The following is a 17,416-nucleotide window of genomic DNA, read 5'->3' on the forward strand; positions in this document are numbered from 1 at the left end:
CTCGTACCGGAGCAGGGGGACTCACCATGGGCACCGACCACACCCAGAAGGACAGCGCACCCACCCTCATCGGCTCCGTCCAGCGGGCCCTGCGCCTGCTGGAGGCGATGTACGCCGAGGGCGGTGCGACGGCCAAACGCCTCGCCCGGCTGACCGGGATCCCCTTGCCGACCGTGTACCACCTGCTGCGGACCCTGAGCCACGAGGGCTACGTACTGCGCGAGGGCGGGTCCTTCCGGCTCGCGGACGACCTTCCGCTCGCCTCGTGAACCCCGGCAATCGAACGCCGCGATCACGCTCTTGATCAAAAAGGGAGGGGTTCCGGCCAAGCTGTCACGTGCTACAGCGCATGTTCCAGCGGAAAATGCCAGAACCCCCTTCCGCAGTGTGGAAGTTGAGTAAGTTCCCTCCTGTCACGCCGTACGACCGTGCGACCAAGCACGTCCGGCCGGGAGGGGAGCCCCGCGTGCCTGGGATCGACGAATGCCTGCTCGAAGCCATGGCCCTGCCTGGTGCGCGGGGGGCCGCGCTCGTCGACTGGAGCAGCGGACTGGCCCTCGGCACCGCCGGGGACTCGCCCGTCGGCGACCACGAGACCACCGCGGCCGAGACCGCCGAACTGGCCCGGGCGGCCGCCGAGTACGAGTCCTTCGCACCCGCGCCGGACGACCCGGGCACCCAGGGCCCGCCCGTCGAGGACCTGATCGTCACCACGCGCACCGGCTACCACGTGCTGCGCTTCGTCGAGACGAGCTTCGACAGCAGCGTCTTCCTGCACCTGTGGCTCGACCGCACCGACGGCAACCTCGCCCTCGCCCGGCACCGACTCCGCGCCCTGGCCGAAGGGCTGGTACTCCGATGACCGCCACCGCCGCCGCCACCGCCGTCTCCCCCCTGCTCACCCGGCTCGCCGCCGAGCGCGCCACCGGCGCCCTGCTGCGCGACCGGGGCACCCTCTTCCTGGAGGACGGCCGCGTGGTGCACGCCGAGAGCCCCTCCACCCCGGGCCTCGAGGTCCTGCTCACCACTGGCGGGGGCCTGGCCCCGGAGCGCTGGACCGAGGCCGTGAACGAGGCCGGGGCCCGCCGCCAGGTGGCCCGGTTCCTCGTGGACAGCGGCGGGCTGGCGGGCGGCGAGCTGGAGATCTGCCATCTCGCGGCGATCTTCGACGCGGCCTTCTTCGCGCTCTCCCCGGGCAGCGGCCCCTCGCGCTTCCGCCGCGGCGCCACCCACTGGATCGGCTCGGTCCGCTCCGTCCCGGCTTCCGCCGTGGAACGGGAGACCTGCCGGCGCCGCGAACTGCTGGACGCGGTGTGGCCCTACCCCCTGCTGGACACCTCCCCGGTGGTGCCGCGGCCCGCCGCGCCGGGGCAGACCGTCACCGCCCGGCAGCGGATCCTGCTCGCGCAGGCCGACGGCGTACGCACCCCCGCCGACCTCGCGTGGGTGCTGGGCCGGCCCGCCTTCCACACCCTGCTCGACGTACGAAGACTCGCGGCCGCCGGTCTCGTGGAGACCCCGCACACACCGCCGGCCCCCGCGTCGGCCCCCGCACCCCTGCCCGACTGGATGACCCAGGCCCAACCCCCGGACGTGGCACTGCTCCGCCGGTTACGCGACGCACTGGAGGCAAGCCTGTGAGGCTCCCGCTGCGACCGGTTCTGCGAGCCGACCGCTCCGAGCGGAGGCAGCCCGAGGAGAGGCGGCCCGATGAGAGGCGGCGCGAAGAGAGGAAGGCTGACATGAGCCCGCCGATGGTGCCCGCCGGGACCGAAGCCGAGATACTCGCCGAGCTCCGGCGGCTGCGGGCCCGCGTCCCCCAGCTCACCGGGGTCCTCGCCGCGAGCGCCGACGGCCTGGTGCTCGCCCAGGAGAGCGCCGCCGGCGAGGCCGAGTCCCTCGCGGCCCTGACCGCGGCCGCCCTCGGCGTGGCCCAGCGGCTCAGCGACTGCACCGGCCAGGGCGGCTTCCGGGAACTGCTCGTGCGCGGCGAGCACGGGTACGTCGCCACCTACGCCGCGGGCGACGCGGCCGTCCTCACCCTGATCGCGGAGCCGCGCGTCAACGTCGGCCGCCTCCACCTGGAGGCCCGCCGCTCCAGCCTGCACATCACCGACCTCATAGACCACGGCCTCGGCCGCCGCGGCCCGGGAGTGCCGCCCGCCGGCGACACGCCCCCGGGCCGCGAGTCGACCGTCCCCGAACTTCCCCGGTAGCAAACAAGTAATAAGCGAAAGCAAATCATTGGGCCCGGTACGGCTACGGGCGACAGCAGAAAGAGGAAGAACCCCATGCTCAATGTGGAGACCGCGCTCAAGGAAGCCGCCGCCATCGAGGGCACCCTCGGTGCGGCCCTCGTCGACTACGGCAGCGGCATGCCCCTCGGTACCATCGGCGGGAGCAAGGACCTGGACCTCACGGTCGCCGCCGCGGGCAACACGGACGTGGTCCGGGCCAAGGTCCGCGCGATGGAGATGCTCGGTCTGAAGGACGAGATCGAGGACATCCTGATCACGCTCGGCAACCAGTACCACCTGATCAGGCTGCTGAAGGGGCGTGGTGGCGACGGGTTCTTCCTCTATCTCGCCCTCGACCGCAACCGGGCCAATCTCGCGATGGCCCGACTCCGGCTGAAGAAGATCGAAGTCGACCTGGACATCTGACGGCGGCCCTGGGGACCGCGACGGCGCGGTGGCGGGCGGCTGAATTCTTTGCCGTCCGCCCCGGCGGTCCCGCGCCGTATGTCCGGGATGGGCGGACTTTATCATCCTGTTACAGAGTAAGATGCTGTAATCAGCTGATCTTCAAACCCGTCGGCAAAGTGAAAACGCTGGAGAACCTGCCACCCATGCCCCCGCGCCTGAGCATCGTCGTACCCGTCTATAACGTCGAGCTCTATCTCGACGAGTGCCTGGAGTCCATAGCAGCCCAGACGTTCGATGACTTCGAGGTCGTAATCGTCGACGACGGGTCCACCGACACCAGCGCGGTGCTCGCGAAGGCCTTCGCGGAACGTGACAAGCGGTTCCGGGTCGTCCTCCAGGAGAACGCGGGCCTCGGTGCCGCGCGGAACGTAGGCTTCCGGCACGCGTCCGAGGGCAGCGAGTACATCGCCTTCGTCGACAGCGACGACACCATGCCGCCCTACGCGTACCAGCGGATGATCGACTCCCTCGACGAAACCGGCTCGGACTTCGCGGCCGGCAACGTCCGGCGCTTCCGCTCCGTCGGCAGCCAGCAGTCCTGGGGTCACCGCGTCGCATTCGCGAACAACCGGCAGAAGACCCACATCTCCAAGTTCCCGGCGCTGGTCACCGACCGCACCGCGTGGAACAAGGTCTACCGCCGGACCTTCTGGGAAGAGCACGGCTTCCAGTACCCGGAGGGCATCCTCTACGAGGACGCCCCCGTCAGCATCCCCGCGCACTACTTCGCCGAGAACGTCGACGTCATCAGCGACGTCGTCTACGACTGGCGGGTCCGCGAGACCGGCGAGCGCTCCATCACCCAGCGCTCCACCGACCCGGTCTCCGTCATCGACCGCGTGACCTCCGTACGGCTGGTCCGCGAGGCGCTGCTCGCCAAGCCGGGCGAGAAGTACGCCCGCTACCTGCGCGAATACGACTACAACGTGCTCAGCGAGGAACTCCCCCTCATCTACAAGTACGTCGGCGAGGGCGGCCCCGACTTCCGCGCCGCCTTCGTCAAGGAGGTCGGCGGCCTCATCCGGGAGATCGGCACGGAGCCCTGGAGCGACCTGACCGTCGCCGACCGGCTCAAGGCCTACCTGGCCCGCGAGGGCCGCGTGGAGGAGTTCATCGCCCTCACGCACCACCAGCGGGACTTCAGCTACAGCGTGCCCGTCAAGGGGCTGGCCCGCCCGCAGGCCGACTACCCCTTCCTCAAGGCGCCGGTCCCCGCCAAGCTGCTCACCCTCGGCCCCCGCGAGCGCCGCGTCGTCAGCCGCCTCGAGCAGGCCGTCTGGAGCGACGGCAAGCTGCTGCTGCGCGGCTACGCCCTGCCCGGGCACATGGGCGCCGAGAGCCGCCTCGGCTCGCGCAAGATGCTGGTCTTCCGCGAGCAGGGCAAGCGCCGCCGCACCGTCGTCGGCACCCGCACGGTGGCCTCCCCGATGGCCACCGTGAACACCCCGCACCTCGCCCTGCGGCACGCCGACTGGGCCGGGTTCACCGCCGTCGTCGACCCCACCGTCTTCCAGTCCGGCGGCAAGTGGCACGAGGGCATATGGACCACCTCCATCGCCGTCACCGGCGCCGGAGGCCTCCACCGGGCCCGCCTCAGGGGCGGCGAACACGACAGCGGAACGAACCCGCCGGCCCACTGGGCCACCCCCGACGTCCGTATCCTGCCGGGCGTCTCCGGGGCCTTCACCGTCCGGGTCGAGATCGTCCGGGCCCGGGTCCTGGACGTCCGCCACCAGGGCGACGCCCTCGAGCTCACCGGCGAACTCGCCGCCGAGGTCGGCGCGGGCGCCACCCTGCGCGCCGAGCACACCACCACCGGCACCGTCGTCAGCCTCCCGCTGACCACCGCCGCCCCCACGGCGGCCGGCCGGATCCCCTTCACCGCGGCCGTCCCGCTCGCCGAGCTGGCCGCCGTACCGGCCGCCGAGACGCAGGCCGGCGGGTGGAGCCCCGAGCCGTGGACCCTGACCGTGGTCCGCGCCGACGGCACCAGCCACCCCGTGGCCCACGACGAGCGCGGCGGTTTCACCGGCCTCGTCGCGCCGCTCCCCGGCTCCGCCGGAGAGCGCACCGTCTTCGCCAAGCGCGCGAAGAGCGGCCACCTCATCCTCTCCGTCCAGCCCTCCCCGCCGCTGGTCGACACGGTCACCGCCCAGGACGGCACGCTGACCCTGCGCGGAACCTTCCACGCCCCGGCCGCCACCGCCGGTGAGGCGTACGAACTGGTCCTGCACAACCAGCACGGCACGGAGTTCAGCTACCCCGTCACCCGTGACGGCGACCGCTTCGAGGCCACCTTCGAGCCCGTGCTCCCCGAGCCGTACGCCGGCCGCACCAGCCTCCCGCAGGGCCGCTGGTGGCCCAGCCTGCGCCCGGCGGGCCAGGGCGGAACCACCGCGGGCCTGCTCGGCGTCGACCGGGGCGCGCCCGTCCAGCTGATGGCGCCCGCCCTGGGCTCCGGACCCCACGCCGTCACGGTCCTGGGCCGCCGGATGCGGGTCGAGGCGCGCCTGTACGACCGCATGGCACTGGTCTGCGACCCGCTGCTGAGCCCGCACGACCGCTCCCGCTACGCCCAGCGGATCGCCCGCGACGTGACCTACCCCGCGCAGCGGCAGCTGCCGGTCAAGGACATGGTCGTCTACGACACCTTCCAGGGCGACGGCGCCGGCGACTCGCCCCGCGCCATCCACGAGGAACTGGTCCGCCGGGGCGAGAAGCTGGAGCACATCTGGCTGGTCCGCGACGGCCGCGCCGAGGTCCCGGCGACCGCGCGCGCCGTCCAGTACGACAGCCTGGAAGCCTGGGACGTACTGGCCCGCGCCCGGTACTACGTCGTCAACGACAGCGTGCCGTCGCACTTCCGGCGCCGCCCCGGCCAGACCGTCGTACAGACCTGGCACGGCACGCCGCTCAAGAAGATCGGCTACGACTTCACGCACGACTACTACACCAGCCCCGATGTGCTGGAGGCCCTGGAGCACGACAGCGCCCAGTGGACGCTGCTCGCCTCCCCGAGCTCGTACGCCACGCCCGTCCTCAAGCGGGCCCTCGGCTACCAGGGCGAGCTCATCGAGGCCGGCAGCCCGCGCGCGGACGCCCTGGTCCGCCCGGACGCCGAGCGGATCGCCGGCATCCGGCGGCGGCTCGGCCTGCCGGAGGGCAAGAAGGTCGTCCTGTACCTGCCCACCTGGCGCGAGAACCGCGAAGGCTGGTCCGGCGGCTACAAGCTCGACCTGCGCATCGACCTGGACGCGGCCCGCCGCGAGCTGGGCGAGGACCACGTCCTGCTGGTCCGCGGCCACCACAGGGTGGGCGAGCAGCTCCGCGACGCGGTGCGCGACGGCTTCGTCGTGGACGTCTCCCGCTGGCCCGACACCGCCGACCTGCTGCTGGTCGCCGACGTCCTGATCTCGGACTACTCCTCCGCGCTCTGCGACTTCGCGCTGACCGACCGGCCGATCCTGCTGTTCACGTACGACCTCGAGCACTACCGCGACACCCTGCGCGGCTTCACCTTCGACCTGGAGGAGAAGGCCCCCGGCCCGCTGCTGGCGGACTCGGCGAGCCTGATCGAGGCCGTACGCAACGCCGACGCGCTGGGCGCCGAGTACGCCGGGGCGCGGGCCGCCTTCCGCGCCGAGCTCTGCGACCTCGACGACGGCCGGGCCACCGAGCGGGTCGTCGACCGCATGCTCGAGCTGTAGCCCCGGATAGCCCTTGCGGGTGAATGTACGGACAGGTCCCGCGCCCACCGATGAGTTTCGGGCGCGGGACCCGTCTGTATGTGAGGGACGGCTCCACCGCCCCCTCACCCACCGCCCGGAGGCAGCCATGTCCACCAACGGTTTCACCACGTGCCTGTGGTTCGACGGCGAAGCGGAAGCCGCCGCCGACTACTACCTGTCCGTCTTCAAGGACGGCCGGATCCTGCGCACCGCCTACTACAACGAGGCGGGCCCCGGCCCGGTCGGTTCGGTGATGATCGTCGAGTTCGAGATCAACGGACAGAAGTTCGTCGGCCTCAACGGCGGACCCGAGTTCCACTTCACCGAGGCCATCTCCTTCCAGATCCACTGCGCCGACGAGGCGGAGGCGGACTACTACTGGGAGGCGCTGACCAGGGACGGCGGCCAGGAGGTCGCCTGTGGCTGGCTCAAGGACAAGTTCGGGCTCTCCTGGCAGGTCGTCCCGCCCGGGGCCATCGACCTGATCAGCGACCCCGACCCGGCCCGCGCCGCCCGTGCCACGGCCGCCATGATGACGATGGTGAAGCTCGACGTGGCCGCCATGCGCCGGGCGGCCGACGGCGACTAGGTGACGGGGGCCAGCCGGCTGAAGCCGGCCTGGAGGGTGTGGAGGGTGACGGTGCCGCCGCCGAGCATCTCGGCCTTCTGACGGAGCCGGTCCGTGACCACCGGGCCGGGCCGGCCGTACACGTCGATGGACCGCATCCGGATCAGCTCGCCGAACGCACGGAACTTCGGTCCGCCGAGTTCCAAGTGGAGCTCCATCGACGCCGGATCGGGATGGACGGCGACGACGGTCATCGTGGACTCGCGCTCGTCGACGTAGAAGTGGTAGGCGATCAGCTGCGGCTCGTGCGCCTCGACGAATGCGGCCAGGTCACGCATGCCCCTCTGGACGTCCGCGAGCCGGTCCTCGCGGATGTCGGAGTGGTCGACGTAGAAGATGGGTTCCGCCATGCCGCCAGAACCTACCGCCGGATCCCCGCCGGGCCGGCTCGGCGCGCGGTCCTCGCCCTGCCCTGCCGTCAGGCGGGCTGGGCGAAGCGGGCCAGGAGGGCCGGGAGGGCGGTGCCGATGGGCTCGCGGATCAGCTCGTCGGCCAGCGCGTCGTACGGGGTCTCCTCCGCGTTGACGATGATCAGACGGGCGCCCGCCTCGGCCGCCATGCCGGCGAGCGAGGCGGCGGGCTGGACCTGGAGGGTCGACCCGGCGGCGATGAACACCTGGCACCCCTTGGCCACGGCCACGGCCTGCGCGAGCACCTCGGGGTCCAGCCGTTCACCGAACATCACGGTCGCCGTCTTCAGGATCCCGCCGCAGGCCAGGCAGGCGGGATCCGGCTCCCCGGCGGCGACCCGGGCCAGCGCCTCCTCCGTCGCCGACCGGGCGTGGCAGCCGGTGCAGAGCACCGACCGGGCCGTCCCGTGCAGCTCGAACACCTTCCGCGCGGGCATCCCGGCGAGCTGGTGCAGCCCGTCCACGTTCTGCGTGATCACCCGCACCGGAGTGCCGGCGCGCTCCAGCTCGGCCACGGACAGGTGCGCCGCGTTCGGCCGGGGCGCACGGGCCCAGACCTCGGCGCGCATCAGCCAGGACCGGCGCCGGATCTCCGGGTCGGCCATGTAGTACGCGTAGGTCACGAGCTTCTCGGCGTCCGGATCACGCCGCCACAGTCCCTGCGGCCCCCGGTAGTCCGGAATCCCGGAATCGGTGGACATCCCGGCCCCACTGAACACTGCGACGAGCGGCTTCCCCATGCGCCGACCCTACGCAGAACCCGTCCGGGCCCGCGAGCCAATTCCCGACCGCGCCGTGCCCGGGGCCGGTCGGCGCAGGCGAAGGGGCGTTTCTGCGGTGAATCTCCACGCCCACCGGAGTGAGCCCGCGCCGCGCCCCTGCCGACCGGCGCGGGCGGGCGGCTACAAACCGGACATGACGCTCATCCCGCTCCGCCCAGGCGCCCTGCTGCTCGCACTGTCCGCCTCCCTGCTCCCCCTGATCGCGTCGTCGGCCCCGGCGGCCGCCCTCGCCGACCCCGTCCCCCAGTGGCACCACCACCGTCACCAGCACACCGCAGACGAGATCAGCCGCTTCCTCACCGCCTTCTACGGGGACCACGGCCCCTCGGCGCGGGACCGCAGCCAGCGGATCTCGCCGCAGCTGAAGGAGAAACAGGCCTACCACCCGTACGCCGACGTCGTGCTCTGCGCCCAGGGCACCCCGCAGGACATCACCGTCGGCCCGGCCACGGTCGCCAAGGGGGCGGGCGTCGGCTGGGCCACCGTCACGACCTCCTGGGCCTCCGGGGCCACGGACACCTTCACCGCCTACGTCCGCCTCGACTCCCGGCCGATCGCCCTCGACGACGTGATCTGCGCGGGCTGATCCCTACAGTGGGGGAGTGACCACAGCCACCACCGTCCTCTACTGCTCCGACCCGCTGAACGAGCGCCGGGCCGACGCCCACTTCGCGGCCGAGGCCCGGCAGCTGCGCGCCGCCGGCGGGTCCGTCGCGCTCATCGACCACGACGCCCTGCTCGCGGGGGACGCCGAGCGCGCGGTGGCCCGGGTGCCCGCCGGGGCCGGAGCCCTCTGGTACCGGGGCTGGATGATCCCCGCCGAGCGGTACGCCGACCTCGACGCGGCCCTGCGCGGGCGCGGCGCCCGGACGGCCGTCAGCCCCGAGGACTACCGGCTCGCCCATGAACTCCCCGGCTGGTACGAGACGTTCGCCGCGCTCACCCCGGCCAGCCGCTGGCTGCCGGTCGCCGCCCGCGAGCGCCCGGACGCGGACCGGCTCGCGGCCCTGGCGGCCGCCCTCCCGGCCGGGCCGGGGATCGTCAAGGACTACGTGAAGTCCCGCAAGCACGAGTGGCACGAGGCCTGCCACCTCCCCGACCTGGCCGACCGGCCCGCCGTGCACCGCGTGGTGAGCCGCTTCGTCGAACTCCAGGACGAGTTCCTCGCGGGCGGCATCGTCCTGCGCGCTTTCGAGTGCTTCACGGGCCCCGAGGCCCGCGTCTGGTGGCGGGACGCGGAGCCCCGGCTGATCACCCCCCACCCGGACGCCCCGGACGGCGCCGTCACCCTCCCCGACTCCGCCCTCGCACCCGTCCGGGCCGCCGTCGAGGCGCTGGGCTGCCGCTTCGTCACCACCGACCTCGCGCTGCGCGAGGACGGGGTCTGGCGTGTCGTCGAAGTGGGCGACGGCCAGGTCAGCGATCTGCACCGGGCAGTCGATCCGGCTGCCCTCGCCGGCCTGCTGACGGCCGGATAGGCGCCCCTGCGCCGCCCCGGGCGTTCTGGTACAACACCGCCCATGACGGGATTCGAGATCACCGGCGCGAGCGCCGCAGACATGGAACTGCTGCGCACCTGGGCGGACATGGAGGGCTGGAATCCGGGGGACAGCGACCGCTTCGCCTTCGCGGTCGCCGACCCGGACGGCTTCCTCGTCGGGCGCCGGGACGGGGAGCCGGTGGCCTGCATCTCCGCCGTGCGCTACGGCGCCGGCTTCGGCTTCATCGGCTTCTACATCGCCCGGCCCGACGTACGCGGCCAGGGCTACGGCCTCCGGCTGTGGCAGGCCGGGACGGACCGGCTCCAGGGGCGGCTCGTCGGGCTGGACGGGGTGGTCGAGCAGCAGGACAACTACCGCAAGTCCGGCTTCCGTTCCGCCTGGACGAACACGCGCCACGAAGGCGTACCGCAGCCCGGCGCGGACGGCTCGGACGGGGCAGACGGCGCGGTGGAGATCGTCGACGCCGCCTCGCTGCCCTTCGCGCAACTCGCCGCCTACGACCGCCGGTTCTTCCCCGAGGCGCGCGACGCCTTCCTCTCCGCCTGGACCGCCCTGCCCGGCCGGACGGCCCTCGCAGCCGTCCAGGGCGGGCGGATCGAGGGGCTCGGCGTGATCCGCCCCTGTAGCGGCGCCTCCCGCATCGGCCCGCTCTACGCCGCCGCCCCGGAGGTGGCCGCCGCCCTCGTACGGCGGCTCGCCGGACACGCCCCCGGGGGTGAGGTGGCCGTGGACGTGCCCGACGTGAACCCGGCCGCGACCGCCGTGGCGGCCGGGCTGGGGCTGGCACCGGTCTTCGAGACGGCCCGCATGTACACGGGCCCGGCGCCGGAGGTCGAGGTGGCCGGGATGTACGGGGTCACCAGCCTCGAACTGGGCTGACGGGAAGACCCCGTTGCCCCGTGACCCCGGGCCGGACGGCGGTCGCACGGCGCCGCCCGGCGCGGCCCGCGGGCCTCAGATGCCGAAGAGCACACCGGTGGTGCTGCGCAGCCCGCAGGGGTTGCCGAAGGTGTACGTGTAGCTCAGCCGGCGCCCCTGCCACACGCCGTCGGTGGTGACCGTCACCGGGTTCCACTCCCTGGTACACGCCGTGTCGGGGCGGGGCGCGGCCAGGGCGTCCAGCGAGGGCCCGTTCTCCCGTAACTCGGCGCAGGCGGCCGCCGGGTCCGGGTGGGTGCCGCCCGGCCTCGGCGCGCACACCAGCGTGGCCGCGCGCAGCACCGTCCCGTTGACGGCGTCCTCCCCGGCCGTCACGCTGACCACGAGCGCGGACGGCGCGTACAGGCTCTGGGTTCCGGTAGGCGCCGCGTCGGCGGCTCCGGTCCCGGCCAGCGCGGTGGCGGCGGTGAGGGCCATTGCTCCGGAAGCCAGTCCCAGACTCCTGGTGATGGACCGCATTTCGAACACTCCTCGGCTCGGTGTTTCGGATAACGGACGGGAGTCTTGCCCATCCGGAGCGGGAACGCCCGTTCGTACCCCTATTTCTCGTCACCGATCGTGAGCGCATGAGTGCAGTCCGCAGCCGCCTCCCCTGTCGTGACCTGTGAAGCAGTGATTCCGGGAAACGGCCGAACACGCTCCCCGTACGCCCTGGCGCGGGCCCTCAGCGCGCCCCCGTGCGCGGGGCGTAGAGGTCCAGGAGCCGGGTGCGGGTCTGCTGGAGCCGCACGGCGAGGACCCGCCCGACCCAGTGCCCGATCGCGGAGCCGAAGGCCGGGTCGGCGTCCATCAGCATCCGGACGGTCTCCCCGTCGAACTCGTGGGCCCGTACCGGGGTCATGGCCTCGGCGCTCAGCTGCCACACGTACGGCGGGAACAGCCACGACCAGCCCACCAGCTCCCCGGGGCCGAGGCTCTCGACGGGGGCGGGCGTGCGGCGGCCGGGCACGGGGATCTCCAGGGTCACCGTGCCGGAGCGCACGATCCAGAAGGTGTGCGCCCGGGCGCCCTCGTCGAAGAGCCGCGCACCTTCGGGGAAGTTGACCTCACGGGCGTGGGCCATCAGCCGGGCGCGGTGCTCGGCGGACAGGACGGCGGCGATCCGGATGGGGGAAGGTGTGCTCACGACGGCCTCCGATCACGACCCCCCGCAACCCTCTGGTCTCCCCAGTGTCGCCGACCCGTGCCCGGATCACGGCATGCCGCGATGCGGGCACGGTCGGTCGCGCGCCGCCCACCGAGGGTGGCGGGCGGCGGCCGGGGCTGCCAGGGAACGTCGCCCCAACCCGGGCGGAAGAAACCATTCCGGCAGTGGTCGGCGGCTACTCCTCGGCGTTGGCCTCCAGACAGGCCAGCTCCATCGCGTCGAGCACCGCCTCATGGCTGCGGCTGCTCAGCTCCGCGACGTTCTCGATCTGCGCCGTGGCCCAGGCGGCCAGCGTCATCACCAGCACCCGCAGCCCGTCCGTGCCGTGATCGGCGAGGATCGCGTCGGCGACGGCCATGGCGTCCTCCGGCACCTGCTCCGGCGGCTCCAGCCCGGCGAGACCGCGCAGCATCGCCAGGGTCCGGCGGGAGATCTCCGGGGTCATCCTCGCCAGCCGCATGTCTTCTTCTTCGTCCATCAGCCCCACCCTCCGATGCCCGGGCCCGTCCCCTCAGGGCACGGTAGAGGGGCCTGGCCCCGCACGGGGCGGTTTTCCCCAGGTGACCCGTGCGAGGGGAGCGGCCGGGCCTGCCGGAGTTGACGCCTCCGGGTGCCCGGGGCCCCGCCGGGCCGTTCCCGAGCCTTCCCTGTGGTGCGACCGACCGGTAACTTGTCCGCCGCAGCCGCCCGGGAGCGGGCGGCCGGAGCCGGCGGGAGCCACATGAAGAGCCTTGTACGGGTGCTGCTGAGCGTGATGCTCCTGGCGGGCGGAGCCCTGCCGGCCGCCGCGGCCCCCGCCCCGGCCCCCGCGCTCCCGGCCGTCGCGCTCCGGGCCGCCCCGGCAGCCGACGCCTCCTGGACGCCCCCGCTCTCCACCAGGGGCCGCTACATCGTCGACGCCCGGGGCGAGCGCTTCCGGCTGCGCTCCGGCAACTGGGACGGAGCCCAGGGCTCCTGGAACGGCTCCGGAGACCGCGGCGACCCCGCCACCCACCACAGCGGCCAGGACTCCCACGGCATCCCGCTCGGCCTCGACCGGGTCCCCCTGCCCACGCTGCTCGCGGACTTCCGCGCCCTCGGGCTCAACAGCATCCGGCTGCCCTTCTCCAACGAGATGCTGCACACCACCACCCCCGTCCCGGACGCGGCCGTCGCCGCCAATCCGGCCCTGCGGGGGCGCACCCCGCTCCAGGTCTTCGACGCCGCCGTCGCCGCCCTGACCGACGCCGGCTTCGCCGTCATCCTCAACAACCACACCGGTACCACCCGCTGGTGCTGCGGGCTCGACGGCAACGAACGCTGGAACAGCGGCCGTTCCACCGCCCAGTGGGCCGACGACTGGGTCTTCCTGGCCCGCCGCTACCGCGACAACCCGCGCGTGGTCGGCGCCGACCTCTACAACGAGGTCCGCCGCGACACCTGGGACGACCCCAACTGGGGCCTCGGCGACTCCCACGACTGGCAGGCCGCCTCCCAGGAGGCCGCCGACCGGATCCTCACCGAGGCCAACCCCGACCTGCTCATCGTGGTCGAGGGCATCAACTGGACCGGCATCCCGCTCGACGGACTGCCCCACGAGCGCCCCACCCTCACCCCCGTGCGCACCCTCTCGCACACCCTCGTCGTCTCCAACAAGCTGGTGTACTCCGCCCACTTCTACGGGTACACCGGCCCCCACCACAGCGGCGCGAGCGGCCTCGGCGAGACCCACGACCTCCGCTACCAGGACATGACCCCGGCCCAGCTCGAACAGACCCTCTACGACCAGGCCTTCTTCGTCTCCGCCGAGACCGGGACCCACTTCACCGCCCCCGTCTGGATCAGCGAGTTCGGCATCGGCGCGGACGAGACGGGCACCGCCCCGCGCGCCTGGTTCGGCAACATGACCGCCCGCCTGGCCGGCTCCGACGCCGACTTCGCGTACTGGCCCCTCGTCGGCTGGAGCACCACCGCCCAGGGCGCCCCGGGCGGCGACAGCTGGGCGATGCTGCGCTACGACGCCACGGGCCGCCGCACCGGGGTCCTCGACCCCGCCGACTGGCGCACCGCCCCCTGGACCGCCCTGGCCGGAGCCCCCTCCCGCACCGGGCCGGTCCCCGCCACCCCCGCCTGGTACCAGCTCAGCACCGACCACCGCGACCACAACGCCTCCCTGCTCACCCGGGCCGCCGGGGACTGGGACAGCGGCGCCCGCAAGGCGGTCTGCCCGGACGGCGCCCGGCTGGCGGGGCTCAGCCACACCGGCGGGCGCGGCCTGTGCACCACCTCGGACCTGCGCGCCCCGGCCGGCGGCCACACGGTGGTCCGCGACGAGGCGTACGTCCCGCCGGGCGGGGACTGGGCCACCGGCTACACGAAGCTCCAGTGCCCGGTCGGGCAGCTTTTGATCGGGTACAGCTTGATCGGCTACAGCCTGCGCGGCGAGCGGGTCTCGGCGGCCCTGTGCGCCCCGGCCCGTACGGCCCTACCGGCCGGCGGCGGCCGTACGCTCTGGTTCGACCGGGGCGACGCCCGCCCGGCGGGAGCCGGCGGCGGCGACTTCGCCCGGGGCCACTACAAGGGCCAGTGCCTGCCCACCGAGTACGCGGCGGGCATCGCCTTCACCACGCGGGTCGGCGCCCGCCCCTCCCCGGCGGCCCTGCTCTGCCGCCCCCTGCCGGCCGCCTGAGCCGGCCCGGCCGCCTCGCGCAAGTCCGGTGTCCGGACCGGGGATCCGCCCTAGGGTGCGCCCGTACGCAGTGCAGCAGTACGCAGTGCAGAAGTACGACGTGCAGCAGTACCGCGTACGGCAGTACGCCGTAAGGCAGTACGACATGCAGTGGACAACGAACTGGGGGGTTCATGCGTAGATCCAGAGGGCCGGCAGCCGCTCTCGCCCTGGCACTGGCCGGCTCCGGCGCGGTCGTCGGCCTCGGCCTCGTCCCGCGGGCGGCGGCCGTCACCCCGCCCGTCGCCTTCACCGCCGACGCGCTGCCCACCTGGCAGCCCAACGGGGTCGTGTGGGCCCTCGCCGAGGCGGGCGGCACAGTCTTCGTCGGCGGCACCTTCTCCGCCGTGCGCCCGCCCGCCGGCGCCGCCGGCAGCGAGCGGCCGGCCGTCAACTTCGCCGCGCTCGACGCCGCGACCGGCGCCCCGACCTCCTGCACCCTGTCCTTCACCATCGGCAGCGGCACCGCCACCGTCCGCGCGCTCACCCTCTCGCCGGACAAGAAGACGCTGTACGCGGGCGGTTACTTCGGCGCGGTCAACGGCACCCCGGTCTCCAGCGTCGCCGCCATCGACGTGGCCACCTGCACCGTGAAGTCCTCCTTCCGCCCCGCCTTCGCGGCCACCGTACGGGCCATCGCCGTCGCCGGTGACACCGTCTACGCGGGCGGCGACTTCCTCACCGTCGCGGGCCAGCCGCGCCGGCGCTTCGCCGCCGTCGCCGCGGCCGACGGAGCGCTGCGACCCTTCCGGGCCGACGCCGACGAGCCGGGCCGCGCCGTCGAGGTCACCCCGGACGGGAAGAACGTGCTGCTCGGGGGCGACTTCTTCACCGTCAACGGGACGGACACGCACGCGCTGGCCGTCGTGGACGCCACCAGCGGCGCCCTCACCAAGTCCTATGCCGGCTTCATCGAGACCAACTCCGTCGTCAAGGACATCGCGACCGACGCCACCGGCTTCTACACCGCCAACGAGGGCACCGGCGGCGGGGTCTTCGACGGCCGCATCGCCCTCGACCTGGCCGGCTTCGGCCAGCGCTGGCGCGACACCTGCCTGGGCGCCACCCAGGCCGTCCTGCCGTACCAGAACGTGCTCTACAGCGCCTCGCACGCCCACGACTGTTCCAGCGTCGGCGAGTTCCCCGACGGCCGGCGCCACCACCTGCTGGCGCAGCCGACCGCGAGCACCGGCAAGCTGGGCTGGGCCCCCGACACCGACGACGGCATCGGCGAGGGCATCGGCCCGCGCGTGATGACCGTCGGCTCCAAGGCGGGCGCCCAGTACCTGTGGGTCGGCGGCGAGTTCACCACCGTCAACGGGGCGGCGCAGCAGAGCCTGACGCGCTTCTCCTCCACCAACGACACGGGCGCGCCGACCGTTCCCCTCGCGAGCGCCGCCGCCTTCCGGCCCGGCGAGGTCCAGGTGCGCTGGCGCACCAGCCTCGACCTGGACGACAGCGCGCTCACTTACCGGATCTACCGCAACGGCTCGGCCACCCCGGTCGGCACGGTCACCGCCGACTCGCTGTTCTTCAAGCGGCCGCAGGCCTCCTGGACCGACACCACCGCCCAGGCCGGCCAGTCGTACACCTACCGGGTGACGGCCACCGACGCGGCGGGCAACGTCAGCGCCCCGTCGGCCCCGGCGAGCGTGACGGTGCCCGTCTCGGCCGAGGCCTACCCGAGCCAGGTCCGCGCGGACGGCGCCCAGCTGTACTGGCGCTACGACGACCCGGTCCTGCCGTACGCCGCCGACTCCTCGGCCGCCGGCGACCAGGCGGGCGTCCACCAGGGCGCCCCGGCCCTGCGCCAGTCGCCGGGCGCGGTGGGCGGCGCGAGCACGGCCATCGGCTTCAACGGCACGGACGGGCACGTCCACGGCGACCGCCGGCAGACCGTGGGCGGCACCTACAGCATCGAGACCTGGTTCAAGACGGGCACCACCCGGGGCGGCAAGCTCATCGGCTTCGGCAACCAGCAAGTCAACGGCAGCAGCCAGTACGACAAGCACGTCTACATGACCGACGACGGGCGGCTGGTCTACGGTGTCTACACCGGAGCCACCCGCACCATCATCACCGCGGCCGCGTACAACGACGACAAGTGGCACCACGTCGTCGCCACCCAGGGCCCCGGCGGGATGACCCTGTACGTGGACGGCGCCCAGAAGGGCACCCTCGCCGTCACCACCCACGAGAACTTCTCCGGCTACTGGCGCACCGGCTTCGACGGCCTCGGCGGCTGGCCGGACCGCCCGGCGAGCGAGCACTGGGCGGGCCGGCTGGACGAGACCGCCGTCTACCCGACCGTGCTGAGCGCGGCGCAGGTGCAGAACCACTTCACCCTCGCCTCCGCCCCGGCCGACTCGGTCGTCCGGATCACCGCGGCCGAGGACACCTACGCCAACGCGGGCGCCCCGGACGCCAACTACGGGACCTCCGGGTCCCTCGCGGTGCGCGGCAGCTCGCTGTACGCGAGCTACCTGCGCTTCGACCTGCCCGCCGCGCCCGCCGGCCAGGTGCTCAAGTCGGCCGCGCTGAGCGTGAAGACCAGCACCATGGCCGGCGCCGGAACCACGGACACCGTCTCGGTGGTCCCGGTCACCGGCGCGTGGTCGGAGGGCGGGACCACGTACGACAACCGCCCGGGCACGGGCACCGCGGCGCTCGGCGCCTTCCCGGGGATCCCGGACGGCTCGGCGGTCCACACCGTAGGGCTGGACACGGCCGCCGTCGCGGGCGCGCTGGGCGGCTCCTACGGCCTGGCGCTGACCGCTACCGGGACCGACGCCCTGTGGCTGTGGTCCTCGGAGGCGGCGGCCAACGAGGGGACGCCCCAGCTGAGGCTGACCTTCGGGGCCCCGTAGC

16 protein-coding genes and 1 pseudogene are annotated in these 17,416 nt (G+C 73.4%); 12 read left to right on the forward strand and 5 right to left on the reverse strand.

Annotation, left to right across the window (positions count from 1 at the left end):
- Window positions 1-26 precede the first annotated feature (26 nt).
- The 7 genes and pseudogenes from OOK34_RS26375 to OOK34_RS26405 all read left to right on the forward strand — a co-directional run.
- Window positions 27-248: pseudogene (locus tag OOK34_RS26375) on the forward strand (helix-turn-helix domain-containing protein); the annotation flags it as partial.
- A 218-nt stretch (window positions 249-466) separates the two neighbouring features.
- Window positions 467-862: a hypothetical protein gene (locus tag OOK34_RS26380; RefSeq protein ID WP_267036343.1), complete on the forward strand. Its 396-nt coding sequence runs from the start codon at window positions 467-469 to the stop codon at window positions 860-862.
- Window positions 859-1,641, forward strand: coding sequence for a transcriptional regulator (locus tag OOK34_RS26385; protein WP_267036344.1), 783 nt, complete (start codon window positions 859-861; stop codon window positions 1,639-1,641). Before OOK34_RS26380 ends, OOK34_RS26385 begins: the two co-directional genes overlap by 4 nt.
- A gap of 101 nt (window positions 1,642-1,742) precedes the next feature.
- Window positions 1,743-2,216: a roadblock/LC7 domain-containing protein gene (locus tag OOK34_RS26390; RefSeq protein WP_267036345.1), complete on the forward strand. Its 474-nt coding sequence runs from the start codon at window positions 1,743-1,745 to the stop codon at window positions 2,214-2,216.
- Between the two features lie 75 nt (window positions 2,217-2,291).
- Entirely contained in the window at window positions 2,292-2,663 is a 372-nt protein-coding gene (locus tag OOK34_RS26395) for a hypothetical protein (RefSeq protein WP_267036346.1), read from the forward strand.
- 185 nt (window positions 2,664-2,848) lie between these two features.
- Window positions 2,849-6,412: a bifunctional glycosyltransferase family 2 protein/CDP-glycerol:glycerophosphate glycerophosphotransferase gene (locus OOK34_RS26400; RefSeq protein ID WP_267036347.1), complete on the forward strand. Its 3,564-nt coding sequence runs from the start codon at window positions 2,849-2,851 to the stop codon at window positions 6,410-6,412.
- 127 nt (window positions 6,413-6,539) lie between these two features.
- The gene (locus OOK34_RS26405) at window positions 6,540-7,022 is read left to right on the forward strand and encodes a VOC family protein (RefSeq protein ID WP_267036348.1); all 483 of its coding nucleotides are present in this window, start codon (window positions 6,540-6,542) and stop codon (window positions 7,020-7,022) included.
- Here the strand turns inward: OOK34_RS26405 and OOK34_RS26410 are convergent.
- Both OOK34_RS26410 and OOK34_RS26415 read right to left on the reverse strand, forming a co-directional pair.
- On the reverse strand, window positions 7,019-7,411 hold the full coding sequence (locus OOK34_RS26410) for a hypothetical protein (RefSeq protein ID WP_267036349.1): 393 nt from the start codon (window positions 7,409-7,411) through the stop codon (window positions 7,019-7,021). The two genes, OOK34_RS26405 and OOK34_RS26410, sit on opposite strands and share 4 nt — an antisense overlap.
- A 68-nt stretch (window positions 7,412-7,479) precedes the next feature.
- A complete protein-coding gene (locus OOK34_RS26415) occupies window positions 7,480-8,211 on the reverse strand; it encodes a Sir2 family NAD-dependent protein deacetylase (RefSeq protein WP_267036350.1) in 732 nt (243 codons plus the stop codon).
- Between the two features lie 175 nt (window positions 8,212-8,386).
- On the opposite strand from OOK34_RS26415, the gene OOK34_RS26420 reads away from it, so the two are divergent.
- Genes OOK34_RS26420 through OOK34_RS26430 form a run of 3 tightly spaced genes read left to right on the forward strand, consistent with a single transcriptional unit; the run spans window position 8,387 to window position 10,634 of the window.
- Window positions 8,387-8,839: a hypothetical protein gene (locus tag OOK34_RS26420; RefSeq protein WP_267036351.1), complete on the forward strand. Its 453-nt coding sequence runs from the start codon at window positions 8,387-8,389 to the stop codon at window positions 8,837-8,839.
- A 16-nt stretch (window positions 8,840-8,855) separates the two neighbouring features.
- Window positions 8,856-9,731: an ATP-grasp domain-containing protein gene (locus OOK34_RS26425; protein WP_267036352.1), complete on the forward strand. Its 876-nt coding sequence runs from the start codon at window positions 8,856-8,858 to the stop codon at window positions 9,729-9,731.
- A gap of 42 nt (window positions 9,732-9,773) precedes the next feature.
- Window positions 9,774-10,634, forward strand: a complete 861-nt coding sequence (locus OOK34_RS26430) for a GNAT family N-acetyltransferase (protein WP_267036353.1) — start codon at window positions 9,774-9,776, stop codon at window positions 10,632-10,634.
- Between the two features lie 75 nt (window positions 10,635-10,709).
- Here OOK34_RS26430 and OOK34_RS26435 read toward each other — a convergent pair whose 3' ends face one another.
- The 3 genes from OOK34_RS26435 to OOK34_RS26445 all read right to left on the reverse strand — a co-directional run bounded on the left by OOK34_RS26435 (window position 10,710) and on the right by OOK34_RS26445 (window position 12,319).
- On the reverse strand, window positions 10,710-11,153 hold the full coding sequence (locus OOK34_RS26435; RefSeq protein WP_267036354.1) for a subtilase-type protease inhibitor: 444 nt from the start codon (window positions 11,151-11,153) through the stop codon (window positions 10,710-10,712).
- Window positions 11,154-11,358: 205 nt separating this feature from the next.
- Window positions 11,359-11,820 (reverse strand): Crp/Fnr family transcriptional regulator, encoded by a 462-nt coding sequence (locus OOK34_RS26440; RefSeq protein WP_267036355.1) that lies wholly within the window; start codon window positions 11,818-11,820, stop codon window positions 11,359-11,361.
- Window positions 11,821-12,016: 196 nt separating this feature from the next.
- Window positions 12,017-12,319 (reverse strand): hypothetical protein, encoded by a 303-nt coding sequence (locus OOK34_RS26445; RefSeq protein ID WP_267036356.1) that lies wholly within the window; start codon window positions 12,317-12,319, stop codon window positions 12,017-12,019.
- A gap of 243 nt (window positions 12,320-12,562) precedes the next feature.
- Between OOK34_RS26445 and OOK34_RS26450 the strand changes: the two genes are divergently transcribed.
- On the forward strand, window positions 12,563-14,509 hold the full coding sequence (locus OOK34_RS26450) for a glycoside hydrolase family 5 protein (RefSeq protein WP_267036357.1): 1,947 nt from the start codon (window positions 12,563-12,565) through the stop codon (window positions 14,507-14,509).
- Window positions 14,510-14,682: 173 nt separating this feature from the next.
- Window positions 14,683-17,415, forward strand: coding sequence for a DNRLRE domain-containing protein (locus OOK34_RS26455; protein ID WP_267036358.1), 2,733 nt, complete (start codon window positions 14,683-14,685; stop codon window positions 17,413-17,415).
- Window position 17,416: the final 1 nt, after the last annotated feature.

Source organism: Streptomyces sp. NBC_00091 (genome assembly GCF_026343185.1).
In the GTDB taxonomy this organism is placed as follows: domain Bacteria; phylum Actinomycetota; class Actinomycetes; order Streptomycetales; family Streptomycetaceae; genus Streptomyces.